A 12,154-nucleotide genomic window follows, 5' to 3' on the forward strand; every position below is an offset into this window, starting at 1 on the left:
TGAATCGCCGTCGGTGTCAGCCCGCGGTCAGCACCAGGCCCGCCCCGTCCTGCTCGCCGCGGTCGACGACCACGGTCGAACCGTCCTGGACCTCACCCGAGAGCAGCAGACGTGCGAGCGTGTCCCCGATCTGACGCTGGACCAGCCGGCGCAGCGGGCGCGCCCCGTAGGCCGGGTCGAAGCCCTCGATCGCGAGCCACTCGCGGGCTGCTGCGGTCACCTGCAGGGTGAGGCGGCGGTCGGCGAGCCGCTCGGCGAGTCGCTCGATCTGCAGGTCCACGATGCTGCCCAGCTCGGCCAGGCTCAACGCGTCGAAGATGACGACGTCGTCGAGGCGGTTGACGAACTCGGGCTTGAACGCGGTGCGGACCGCACCCATGACCGCCGCGTGCTTGGCGGTGTCGTCGAGGAGCGGGTCGACCAGGAACTGCGAGCCGAGGTTGGAGGTGAGCACCAGGATCGTGCTGCGGAAGTCCACGGTGCGGCCCTGACCGTCGGTCAGGCGGCCGTCGTCGAGCACCTGGAGCAGGATGTCGAAGACCTCGGGGTGGGCCTTCTCGACCTCGTCGAGCAGCACGACCGAGTAGGGCCGTCGGCGCACCGCCTCGGTGAGCTGACCGCCCTCCTCGTACCCGACGTACCCGGGAGGGGCACCGACGAGCCGGGCCACCGAGTGCTTCTCGGAGTACTCGGACATGTCGATGCGGACCATCGCGCGCTCGTCGTCGAAGAGGAAGTCGGCGAGCGCCTTGGCGAGCTCGGTCTTGCCGACCCCGGTGGGCCCGAGGAACAGGAAGGAGCCGGTCGGGCGGTCGGGGTCGGCGACGCCCGCGCGCGAGCGGCGGACGGCGTCCGAGACCGCGCCGACGGCGCGGCGCTGCCCGATCAGACGGGCCCCGATGACCTCTTCCATCCGCAGGAGCTTGGCGGTCTCGCCCTCGAGCAGACGCCCGGTCGGGATGCCGGTCCAGGCCGAGACGACCTCGGCGATCTCGTCGGGGCCGACCTTCTCGGCGATCATCGGCGCCTCGGCCTGCTCGGGGGTCACGCCGTCGACGGCACCGTGACCCGCGCCACCCTTGCCGCGCTCGGCGGCCTCGGCGGCGGCGATCTCCTTCTCGACCGAGGGGATCTCGCCGTAGAGCAGCCTCGAGGCGGTCGCCAGGTCCCCTTCGCGCTGCGATCGCTCGGCGGCGACCTTGAGCTCGTCGAGGCGGACACGCAGGTCACCGAGGCGGTTCTGACCGGCCTTCTCGCGCTCCCACCGGGTGGTCAGCGCCGCGAGCTCCTCGCGCCGGTCGGCGAGCTCGGCCCGCAGCTTGTCGAGCCGGTCGCGCGAGGCGTCGTCCTCGGCCTCGGAGAGGTAGGACTCCTCCATGGTGAGCCGGTCCACCGCACGCTGCAGCGCGTCGATCTCGACCGGCGAGGAGTCCAGCTCCATGCGCAGCCGGGAGGCCGCCTCGTCGATCAGGTCGATCGCCTTGTCGGGGAGCTGGCGGGCCGGGATGTACCGGTCGGCGAGGGTCGCGGCGGCCACCAGGGCTGCGTCGGAGATCCCGACCTTGTGGTGGGCCTCGTAGCGCTCCTTGAGACCGCGCAGGATGGCGACCGTGTCGGGCACGCTGGGCTCGCCCACGAAGACCTGCTGGAAGCGCCGCTCGAGGGCCGGGTCCTTCTCGACGTGCTCGCGGAACTCGTCGAGCGTGGTCGCGCCGACCATCCGCAGCTCGCCACGGGCCAGCATGGGCTTGAGCATGTTGCCGGCGTCCATCGACCCTTCGGCGGCTCCGGCACCGACCACGGTGTGCAGCTCGTCGATGAAGGTGACGATCTCGCCGTCGGAGGACTTGATCTCCTCGAGCACGGCCTTGAGCCGCTCCTCGAACTCCCCGCGGTACTTGGCGCCGGCGACCATCGAGGCCAGGTCCAGGGAGATCAGGCGCTTGCCCCGCAACGAGACCGGGACGTCGCCGGCGACGATCCGCTGCGCGAGCCCCTCGACGACGGCGGTCTTCCCGACGCCGGGCTCCCCGATGAGGACGGGGTTGTTCTTGGTTCGCCGCGAAAGCACCTGCACCACGCGGCGGATCTCGCTGTCGCGGCCGATCACCGGGTCCAGGCGCCCGTCCCGTGCGGCCGCGGTCAGGTCGACGCCGTACTTCTCCAACGCCTGGTAGGTCTCCTCGGCGTCGGGCGAGGTGACCCGTGCGGAGCCCCGCACCGTGGGCAGAGCCGCAGCGAGCGCGTCACGTGTCGCTCCGGCGGAGCGCAGCACCTCGCCCGCGGCCGAGGCACCCGCGGCGATGCCGAGCAGGAGGTGCTCGGTCGAGACGTACTCGTCGCTCAACGCCTGGGCCTCCGCCTGCGCGGTGCTGATCACCACGCTCATCGAGCGGGAGAGCGTGGGCTGTGCCATCGAGCCGCCCGAGGCTGCGGGGAGGGCTGACCGCGCGGCCGCGACCCGCCGCGTGACGGCGGCACGGTCGGCACCGACCGCGTCGAGCAGGCCGCTCGTCACCCCGCCGGGGCGGCTGAGCAGCGACTCCAGGAGGTGTACCGGCTCGAGCTGGGGGTTGCCTGCGGCGGAGGCCGCCTGCAGGGCGTGTGCCAGCGCCTCCTGGGCCATGGTGGTGAACTTCGGTTCCATCCGGGCGTCCTCCGCATCGCGATGTCGTCTGGTCACGACAACCGCCTCAGACTTGAGCCTATTCCGCTCAACTCCGAGACGCGAGCCCGCCGCGGCCCGCGCCCGGCCCACGATCTCGGCCTGCGTCTGCCCGCATCCCTGTGGGAGGGTCGAGCATGCGCACTCCACGACTGCTCGAGGCCACGGTCCTCGCCGCCCTGACGACCCTCGCCCTGAGCGGCTGCGTGCGCCTGGACGTCGACCTCGCCCTGCAGCCCGACGACACCGTCGACGGGTCGATGGTCTTCGCGATCTCCTCCGAGCTCGCCGAGCTCTCCGGGCAGGACCCGGCCGACCTCTCCCAGGAGCTGCAGGACCAGCTCCTGGCCAGCCAGGACGGACCGGAGAACGCCCGCACCGAGCCCTACGAGCAGGACGACTTCACGGGGACCACCCTGCACTTCGAGGGCGAGCAGCTCGACCTCTTCGGGGGCGAGGAGGGTCAGGACGGGCTGGACGTCGTCCGCGAGGGCGACGAGTTCGTCGTCACCGGGGTGCTCGACCTCACGCAGGTGGCCGACGCCCAGGAGCAGGGCCTCTCGCAGGACTTCGACGTGCGGGTCGCCGTGACCTTCCCGGGATCGGTGAGCGACCACAACGGCGTCATCGACGGGCGTCGCGTCACCTGGGTCGCGGTGGCCGGCGAACGGCTCGAGATGCAGGCGCGGGGTAGCGCCGTCGAGGGCGGCGGCGGACTGTCCGCCGGCCTCCTGGCTGGGCTCGTCGCAGCGCTCCTGGTCGCCGCCGGCCTGGTCGTCCTCCTCGTGACGCGGTCCCGCAGCACTCCCGACCGCGACGACGCGGTCGCGGTCCCGCAGGGCATCCCCCAGCAGGCCGTGGTGAGCGACGGTCCGGCGGCCATCGACCCCTCAGGCCCTCCGGAGCCGGTCGCGCCCGCCGCTCCGCCGGCAGCCACCGATCCGCCCGCACCTGTCGCTCCCCCGGCACCCGCAGCGCCCTACCCGCCGACCGCGCCCCCGGTCGACCCGACCGAGGTCGTCCCCCCCGAGGAGGACCGACCGACCTCCTGAGACGAGTCGCCGGGCCGCCCGCGCCTGCGGGCACCCGCAGGCCCGGGCCTGGCATGATCACACCTGAGCGGCAAGGTCACCGTCGACCCGGTCGCACGAGGAGGACGACATGTCGATCATCGTCGGCTACACCCCCACCCCCCAGGGCGAGGCCGCGCTGCAGCACGCCATCGTCGAGGCCCGGACGCACGGGCACGACCTGGTCCTGGTGAACGTGTCCCCGGTGAGCGAACCCAGGTCGAGCTTCGCGACCGACGAGGACGTCGCCCGGGTCCGCGCGGCCCTCGACCCCACGGGTCTTCGGTACTCGATCCGCCAGCTGGTGCGCGGCAAGGACGTCGCCGACGAGATCGTGGGCATGGCCACCGAGCTCTCGGCAGCCCTCGTCGTCATCGGGCTGCGGCACCGGACCCCGGTCGGCAAGCTCCTGCTGGGCAGCAACTCCCAGCGGATCCTGCTCGAGTCGCCGTGCCCGGTGACGGCCGTCAAGGCCCCTCACCGACGTCGTGACGCGGGACCGAGCTCTGGCGCCTGACATGGGACACCCGCCGAGCACCGACGACCGCGCCAGCACCGGCGCCACCGTGCCCGCACCGTGGCGGCCCGACCTCCTGGGCGAGGGCTGGCAGGCCCGGACCCTGAGGCTGACGCCCGACGACCACGGTGAGGCGGTCGCCACGCTGGTGCGCCGCACGCCGTCGGCCGAGGCACCCCGTCGCCGGGCAGTGCTCTACGTCCACGGCTACGTCGACTACTTCTTCCAGCGACACCTCGGTGACTTCTGGGACGCCGCAGGCTACGACTTCTACGCCCTGGACCTGCGCACCCACGGCCGCTCCCTGCTGCCCCACCAGCTGGCGAACTACTGCACCGAGCTCGCGGTGCACGCCGAGGAGCTGGACCTCGCGGTACGGATCCTGCGCGAGGAGGAGGGACACGACCTGGTCGTCGCCAACGGGCACTCCACCGGCGGGCTGCTGGTCAGCCTGTGGGCCCACGCGCGCCGCGGGAGCCCGTCGGGCCCGGACGCCCTGGTGCTCAACAGCCCCTGGTTCGACCTCAACAAGCCGTGGTTCGACCGGGTCGTGACCACCCGGGTGGTCGACGTGGTCGGCCGGGTGCTCCCACGGCTCGTGGTCGGCGGGGTCGACCGCTACTACGGGGAGTACCTGCACGAGACCGCGGGCTGGGAGTACGACCTGGCGTGGAAGCCCGACCTGGGCTTCGGCGCACGTGCCGGGTGGCTCCGGACCATCCGGCGGGCCCACCGGGCGGTCGCCCGTGGCCTCGCGATCGACGTCCCCGTGCTGGTCTGCGCCTCGACCGAGACCGGGCCCTCGGACCGGTGGCACGACCGCCTGGACCGCACCGACAGCGTGCTCGCGGTCGAGCACATCGTGCAGCGTGCCCCCCTGCTGGGCCCCGACGTCACCGTGGTGCAGATCGAGGGTGGGATCCACGACCTCGCGCTGTCCCCCGAGCCGGCGCGCAGCGCATACTTCGACGCGATCCGCTCGTGGCTCGGTGACCGGCTGCCCTGATCGGGACCGCTCCTCAAGGACGGCCGTCTCGGTGTCGACAGCCCAGGCATGACCGCGACCCACGTCCAGCCTGGCTGGTACCCGTGCCCCGCGACCGCCGGGCAGCTGCGCTGGTACGACGGCGTGCAGTGGACCGACCAGGTCACCCCCGTGCCACCCCCGGCGGCTCCCGTGTGGCAGCACGGTGCACCCGCGACCGCACCACGGGGCTCGGGCGAGGAACCCTCGGACCCGCTCCACTGGATCGTCCCCACCGGTCGCTCCGGGGTCTCCATCGTGGCCGGCTACGTCGGTCTGATCGCCCTCCTGGTGTGGCCGTTGGGTCCGGTGGCCGTGTGGCTCGGGACCTGGGGTCTGCGCAAGGCCCGTCACGGGGGTCACGGATCGGGCCGTTCGGTCTTCGCGATCATCGCGGGAGCACTCGGCACCGTCCTGGGGGTCCTGGCACTGACCGGCGCCCTGTTCTGAGACCCGTGGGCAGCGCTTCGGAGACCAGTGGGTAGCGTGACGGGCGTGACCTCGCCGACCGACCGCTTCTCGCACGTCCCGGCCTCCGCGCACGACCCGATCCGGACCTTCCACCCTCGCCGCAGCCCGCTGCGACGCGGGCAGCGCAAGGCCGTCGAGACGCTCTGGGACGCCTACGGCTTCTCCGTGCACGACGACACGAACGGTGCACCACCGCTGACCCCGCAGGGTCACCTGGACACCACCACGCTCTTCGGCCGGTCCGCCCCGGTGGTGCTGGAGATCGGCTCAGGGATGGGCGAGGCCGTGGCGGCCACCGCGGCGGCGCACCCCGAGCACGACCACCTCGCGGTCGAGGCGCACGTGCCGGGGGTGGCCAGCACCTTGCGCCGCATCCGATGGCTGGGGCTGACGAACCTGCGGGTCGCCCACGGCGACGCTCTGGACCTGCTGCGCGACCAGGTCACGCCGGGCTCGCTGCACGCGGTGCACGTCTTCTTCCCCGACCCGTGGCCCAAGGCCCGTCACCACAAGCGCCGCATCATCTCGCCCGAGCACGTCGCCCTGATGCGTTCCCGGCTCGCGCCCGGGGGCACCCTGCACTGCGCGACCGACTGGGCCCCTTACGCCGCCTCGATGCTCGAGACGCTCGAGGCGGACCCCGGCCTGGTCAACCCCCACGACGGGTACGCACCGCGCCCGGCGGACCGACCGGTGACCAAGTTCGAGCAGCGCGGCCTGGACCTCGGCCACCCGATCCACGACCTGGTCATGACCCGCACGACGGCCTCCGTCCCGTAGCCGCCGTGCGGGTCACCGCCTCACGCGGGCGCTCGTCCCTCGGCCGCGAGCAGGGCCCGGGACTCGTCGTCGTCGAAGAGGCGCGAGCGGATGAGGAACCGCACCCCCTCGGGCGCCTCGAGGGAGAACCCGGCGCCCCGGCCCGGGACGACGTCGATGGTCAGGTGGGTGTGCTTCCAGTACTCGAACTGGTTGCGGCTCATCCACACCGGCACGGTGAAGGGCTCGGCGTCGGGCCCGGCGTCCTGGCCGGCACCGGGCCCGCCGTCCACGTCCCCCCCGGGCACCTCGCCGGGGACGCGCAGCAGACCCAGCTGCACGTCGGCGTCACCGGTGAGGAAGTCGCCGTCGGGGTAGCACATCGGGGACGACCCGTCGCAGCACCCCCCGGACTGGTGGAACATCAGCTCGCCGTGCTGACGACGCAGCGTCCGCAGCAGCTGCTCCGCGGCAGGCGTCAGCGCCACCCGTTCCGGGACCGCGCTCACCTCGTCCATGCCCGAACCCTCTCCCTCCGGCCGCCGCTCAGAAGAACCCGAGCTTCTGGGCCGAGTAGGAGACCAGCAGGTTCTTGGTCTGCTGGTAGTGGTCGAGCATCATCTTGTGGTTCTCCCGGCCGATGCCCGAGCCCTTGTAGCCACCGAAGGCCGCTGCTGCGGGGTAGGCGTGGTAGCAGTTGGTCCACACCCGGCCCGCCTGGATCTCGCGCCCGGCCCGGTAGGCGAGGTTCGCCTCACGGGTCCACACCCCGGCGCCCAGGCCGTACAAGGTGTCGTTGGCGATGGACAGCGCGTCGTCGTAGTCCGAGAACCCGGTCACCGCGAGCACCGGCCCGAAGATCTCCTCCTGGAAGATCCGCATCGAGTTCTTGCCCTCGAAGATCGTCGGCTGCATGTAGTAGCCCCCCGCCAGGTCGCCCTCGAGGTGGTTGCGCTCGCCGCCGGTGACCAGCGTCGCCCCCTCGGCCTTGCCGATGTCGACGTAGCTGAGGATCTTCTCGAGCTGGTCGTTGGAGGCCTGGGCGCCCATCATCGTCGCGGTGTCCAGGGGGTTGCCCTGCACGATCGCCCGGGTGCGCTCGACCGCGTCGCCCAGGAACCCGTCGTAGATGGACTGCTGGATCAGCGCGCGGGACGGGGCCGTGCACACCTCACCCTGGTTGAAGGCGAACATGGTGAAGCCCTCGAGCGTCTTGCTGTAGTAGTCGTCCTGCTCGCGGGCGACGTCCTCGAAGAAGATGTTGGGGCTCTTGCCGCCGAGCTCGAGGGTCACCGGGATGAGGTTCTGGCTCGCGTACTGCATGATCAGTCGGCCGGTGGTGGTCTCACCGGTGAAGGCGATCTTGCGGATGCGGGGGGAGGACGCGAGGGGCTTGCCTGCCTCGACACCGAACCCGTTGACGACGTTGAGCACGCCGGGGGGCAGGATGTCGGCGACCAGCTCCATCAGGACCATGATCGACACGGGGGTCTGCTCAGCGGGCTTGAGCACGATGCAGTTGCCGGCCGCGAGCGCCGGCGCGATCTTCCACACCGCCATCAGCAGCGGGAAGTTCCACGGGATGATCTGCCCGACGACCCCGAGCGGCTCGTGGAAGTGGTAGGCGACGGTGTCCTCGTCGATCTGCGAGATCGAGCCCTCCTCGGCACGGATCGCACCGGCGAAGTAGCGGAAGTGGTCGATGGCCAGCGGCAGGTCGGCGCCGATGGTCTCGCGCACGGCCTTGCCGTTGTCCCAGGTCTCGGCCACCGCGAGCATCTCCAGGTTGGCCTCCATCCGGTCGGCGACCTTGTTGAGGATCACGGCACGCTCGGTCGCCGTCGTCCTCCCCCAGGCGCGAGCCGCGCCGTGCGCGGCGTCCAGCGCGCGCTCGATGTCCGCGGCATCACCGCGCGCGACCTCGGTGAAGGTCCGGCCGGTCACCGGCGACGGGTTCTCGAAGTAGCGACCCGAGACGGGTGCGACGTACTCGCCGCCGATCCAGTGGTCGTAGCGGTCGCGGAAGGTGGCCAGGCTGTCGGGCGAGCCGGGAGGGGCGTAGACGGTCACGGGTGGAACCTCCATACCGGTGGGCCGGGTCCAGGTCGTGGGCCCGGGGGCGTCGCACCGTTGCGACGCGCCACGCCGTGACCGTAGGTCGGCCGAGGTTGCACAAGGGTTGCGCGGGACACCCTCGCGGACGGGCGGCGGACGTCTCAGTCCGTCACGCCGCCCAGCGTCCGGTCGAGCAGGCGGAGGCGAGCCCTCGCCCGGGCCGCCCCCGGTGACCCGGCAGGCATCAGCGCGGTCAGCCGCTGCCACGCGGACCAGTCCTCGGCGCCCGCCGCGCTCAGGGTCCACGCCACGACGGCCGCGACGTCGTCGGTGTCCTCGACCGCTGCCCGCACCTCCGCGTCGACCTCGTGCCGCAGGGCGACCACCCCCGGAGCCTGGGAGCGCGGCAGCACGGGGCCGGCGTAGCGGCTCACCGCCGCGGCGACGTCCCCCCGGGCCAGGTCCTCACGCACGTCGTCGACGTCGGTGCGCAGCGGCGTCGCGAGCCGGTAGGGCCGTGACGCCCCGAGCAGCGGGCCGACGGCGCGACGCAGCCGGGAGATCTCCGCCCGGACCGTCACGTCCGAGAGCGTGCCGGGGTGCAGCTCGACCGCGAGGCCGTCGGCGGAGAGCCCCGCGGGGTGGGTCGCGAGCAGCAGGAGCATCTCGGAGTGGCGCAGACCGAGTGCCAGGGTGGTCGACCCGCGACCCTCGGCAGCCGCGTGCAGCGCCCCCGCGGACCGCCCCAGCACCTCGAGCCTGGGCGCCGGTGCGGCGGCGGGACGCGGGCGAGCGCGGGTGACGGCCCGTCGTCGGACCGGACGGCGTGCGTGCGCGGCGTCGCGCAGCGCACGCACGGCCAGCTCGGCCTCCATCGCCGCGACGGTGGCCCGGGCCAGGGAGAGCATGTGGGGAGAGGCCGCAGCATCGCCGCCCGTGATGTCCAGGACGCCGAGCAGCGCACCGCTCACCGGGTCGTGGACGGGTGCGGCCGAGCAGCTCCACGGCTGGACCGCCCGGCTGAAGTGCTCGGCGGCGAAGACCTGGACCTCGTGGTCGGTGGCCAGTGCGATCCCTGGCGCGCTCGTGCCCACGTCCTGCTCGAGCCACCGGGCGCCCTCGACGAAGCCGGCGTCCTCGACCGCGCGCAGCACGGCCCGGTCGCCCTCGACCCACAGCAGCCGCCCGGCGTCGTCGGCCACACCGACGACCACGCCGTCGGAGCCGGCTCCGTCGATCAGGATCCTGCGGACGATCGGCATCAGGGGCGCCAGCGCGTGGTCACGCCGGTAGGCCGCGAGGTCCGGCGAGTCGAGGTCCAGGCCGATCTGGGGGTGCTCGGGGTCCACTCCCGAGCGCCGGCTGCGTTCCCAGGACTCCAGGACGATGCGACGCACCGCTCCCGCCGACCCTCCGGCGAGGAAGGACTCGTGGGCGCGGTGCAACCGCGAGGCCAGCTCGGTCGGGTCCGACCCGGACGGCCAGGCCAGCCACGGGCTGGTGGTCATGCCGATCCCTGCTCCCCTCGACACCGTCGTCGGGTGATGGTGCACGGTTCCTGTCTGACGACCGCAGCCTAACCGTCTGTGCGCTCCGTCGTCCGGTCGCCGTCCGGGCTGCGGGACGTCCACTAGCATCGGCTCACGACGAGCCCGACGGACATCTCTCGGGCGAACCCCACCGGGTACCTGCAGGACGCCCGGGCGGGGTGCGGTCCGCTGCGAGCCGAGGGAGAGGCGTGACACCGTCGAAGCCGGCGCGTACGCGAGCCAACCTCGAGGACGTCGCCTCGGTCGCCGGGGTGTCACGCGCCACCGTCTCGCGCGTGGTCAACGGCTGGGCGTCGGTGGCCCCCGAGCTGCGGGAGCGGGTCGAGCGGGCCGTCACCGAGCTCGGCTACGTCCCGAACAGCGCGGCCCGCACGCTGGTCACCCGACGGACCGACACCATCGCCCTGGTCGCCTCCGAGCCCGACCCACGCGTGTTCGGGGACCCGTTCTTCTCCGGGATCGTGCGCGGCGTCAGCCAGGAGCTCATGCAGGCGGGCGTGCAGATGGTCCTGGTGATGGCTCAGTCCGCCGACGACCTGGACCGCATCGGACGGTACCTGCGCACGGCACCGCTGGACGGGGTCCTGCTGGTCTCGGAGCACGCGAGCCACGACCCGATCCCCGGCGCGATGCTCCAGGCGGGGGTCCCGGTGGTCATCGGGGGGCGCCCCATGCGCCCCGAGCTGGACATCCCCTCGGTCGACAACGACAACGTCGGCGGGGCCCGCGCCGCCGTGACGCACCTCCTCGGACGGGGGCGGTCCACGATCGGCACCGTCGCCGGGCCCGCCGACATGGCCGCCGGACGCGATCGCCTCGACGGGTTCCGCGAGGGGCTCGGCACCGGCTTCGACCCCGACCGCGTCGAGCACGGCGACTTCACCCAGGCCGGGGGCGAGGCCGCCACGCGCCGGCTGCTCACCCGGGCACCCGACCTCGACGGGCTGTTCGTCGCCTCGGACCTGATGGCCCTGGGTGCGCTGCGCGCCCTGCGCCTCGCGGGACGCCGGGTGCCCGACGACGTCGCGGTCGTGGGTTTCGACGACATCCCGCTCGCGGCGACGGCCGAGCCACCGTTGACCACGGCTCACCAGCAGACGGTGCTCCAAGGGCGGGTCATGGCGCGGATGCTGCTGTCCCGGGCACGGCCCGACCTGGATCTCGCGGCCGACCCGGAGGTTCCCGACCTGGCCGGGCTCGACCGGGTGGTGCTGCCGGTACGACTGGTCGTACGCGAGTCCACCTGATCGGACCGCCGATCCTTCTCGCCCTCCGCCCTGCCCGCCGGTACGCATGACCCAGGGTGGTCGGTCGCCCGCCCGGCGCGGCCGGTCGCCTCGTCGCCTCATGGCCGCGTCGCCTCGTGGGCCCGCAGACCTTGTCTGCTCGAAAGCCGTGTGGATTCCGCAGAGAGCACTCTCTCGCGTCTCGGCCAGGGGCGCGACAACTCAACGGCGAGCTCGTCACGCCGGCCCTTCACCTGCACCAGGAGAGGCCTCGTCATGTCCGCGATCCAGTCCCTAGCCCTGCCCCGGCACGGTGGTTCCCCATCCCGCGGGCGTCCCCGCACCGCTTCCCTGTCCCGCTCGCTGCCCCGCGCCGGTGCGGCCCTCGCGGAGGCGGCTGCCCTGCTGGTCGCGCCCGCGGTGCTGCCAGCCGTGGCCGACGAGCACGAGGAGGTGCTCCCACCCACCCTGGTCGACGACTTCGAGCAGCCCCTGGAGCAGGGGTCCCAGGGCGCGGTCCCGCTCGGCTTCACCGCCGCCCAGTCGCCCGGCAGCACGGTGTCCTTCGACCGTTCGACCGCGCAGCTGACCGACCGGGGCCCGTGCCCTGCCGAGCGGCTGCCGGCAGGGCACGGGCCTCGTCTCGCCCGACGTTGTGGGGCCGCGCATGGTCGTGCAAGGCGCATCCCACTCGAAAGCGGACAGCAGAAAGGGCCACCCCTCACGGGGTGGCCCTTTCTGAAAGGGTGTTCGGCGGCGACCTACTCTCCCACACAGTCTCCCATGCAGTACCATCGGCGCAGAAGGGCTTAGCTTC

At 72.8% G+C, this 12,154-nt stretch carries 10 protein-coding genes and 1 rRNA gene; 6 read left to right on the forward strand and 5 right to left on the reverse strand.

The window, feature by feature from the left end; genetic code table 11:
- Positions 1-16: 16 nt before the first annotated feature.
- Positions 17-2,647 carry an ATP-dependent chaperone ClpB gene (clpB, locus tag M1R94_RS19445; protein WP_249383386.1) on the reverse strand — a complete coding sequence of 877 codons (2,631 nt, stop codon included), beginning with the start codon at positions 2,645-2,647 and terminating at the stop codon, positions 17-19.
- 155 nt (positions 2,648-2,802) lie between these two features.
- On the opposite strand from clpB, the gene M1R94_RS19450 reads away from it, so the two are divergent.
- From M1R94_RS19450 to trmB, 5 genes are all read left to right on the forward strand, one after another.
- The gene (locus tag M1R94_RS19450; protein WP_249383387.1) at positions 2,803-3,717 is read left to right on the forward strand and encodes an LppM family (lipo)protein; all 915 of its coding nucleotides are present in this window, start codon (positions 2,803-2,805) and stop codon (positions 3,715-3,717) included.
- Between the two features lie 109 nt (positions 3,718-3,826).
- Entirely contained in the window at positions 3,827-4,252 is a 426-nt protein-coding gene (locus M1R94_RS19455; protein ID WP_249383388.1) for a universal stress protein, read from the forward strand.
- 1 nt (position 4,253) lies between these two features.
- Positions 4,254-5,258 carry an alpha/beta hydrolase gene (locus tag M1R94_RS19460; protein WP_249383389.1) on the forward strand — a complete coding sequence of 335 codons (1,005 nt, stop codon included), beginning with the start codon at positions 4,254-4,256 and terminating at the stop codon, positions 5,256-5,258.
- A 48-nt stretch (positions 5,259-5,306) separates the two neighbouring features.
- Complete coding sequence (locus M1R94_RS19465; protein WP_249383390.1) at positions 5,307-5,726, forward strand: DUF2510 domain-containing protein; 420 nt, start codon at positions 5,307-5,309, stop codon at positions 5,724-5,726.
- Between the two features lie 45 nt (positions 5,727-5,771).
- Complete coding sequence (gene trmB, locus M1R94_RS19470) at positions 5,772-6,527, forward strand: tRNA (guanosine(46)-N7)-methyltransferase TrmB (protein WP_249383391.1); 756 nt, start codon at positions 5,772-5,774, stop codon at positions 6,525-6,527.
- Positions 6,528-6,547: 20 nt separating this feature from the next.
- Here trmB and M1R94_RS19475 read toward each other — a convergent pair whose 3' ends face one another.
- The 3 genes from M1R94_RS19475 to M1R94_RS19485 all read right to left on the reverse strand — a co-directional run bounded on the left by M1R94_RS19475 (position 6,548) and on the right by M1R94_RS19485 (position 10,069).
- A complete protein-coding gene (locus tag M1R94_RS19475) occupies positions 6,548-7,024 on the reverse strand; it encodes a DUF779 domain-containing protein (protein WP_249383392.1) in 477 nt (158 codons plus the stop codon).
- 28 nt (positions 7,025-7,052) lie between these two features.
- Complete coding sequence (gene exaC / locus M1R94_RS19480; protein WP_249383393.1) at positions 7,053-8,576, reverse strand: acetaldehyde dehydrogenase ExaC; 1,524 nt, start codon at positions 8,574-8,576, stop codon at positions 7,053-7,055.
- A 146-nt stretch (positions 8,577-8,722) separates the two neighbouring features.
- A complete protein-coding gene (locus M1R94_RS19485) occupies positions 8,723-10,069 on the reverse strand; it encodes a GAF domain-containing protein (protein WP_249383394.1) in 1,347 nt (448 codons plus the stop codon).
- A gap of 230 nt (positions 10,070-10,299) precedes the next feature.
- On the opposite strand from M1R94_RS19485, the gene M1R94_RS19490 reads away from it, so the two are divergent.
- Positions 10,300-11,358 (forward strand): LacI family DNA-binding transcriptional regulator, encoded by a 1,059-nt coding sequence (locus tag M1R94_RS19490; protein WP_249383395.1) that lies wholly within the window; start codon positions 10,300-10,302, stop codon positions 11,356-11,358.
- Between the two features lie 727 nt (positions 11,359-12,085).
- Here the strand turns inward: M1R94_RS19490 and rrf are convergent.
- Positions 12,086-12,154: ribosomal RNA gene (gene rrf / locus M1R94_RS21015) — 5S ribosomal RNA — on the reverse strand; the annotation flags it as partial.

Origin of the sequence: Actinotalea alkalitolerans, assembly GCF_023369855.1 — a bacterium.
Classification (GTDB): domain Bacteria; phylum Actinomycetota; class Actinomycetes; order Actinomycetales; family Cellulomonadaceae; genus Actinotalea.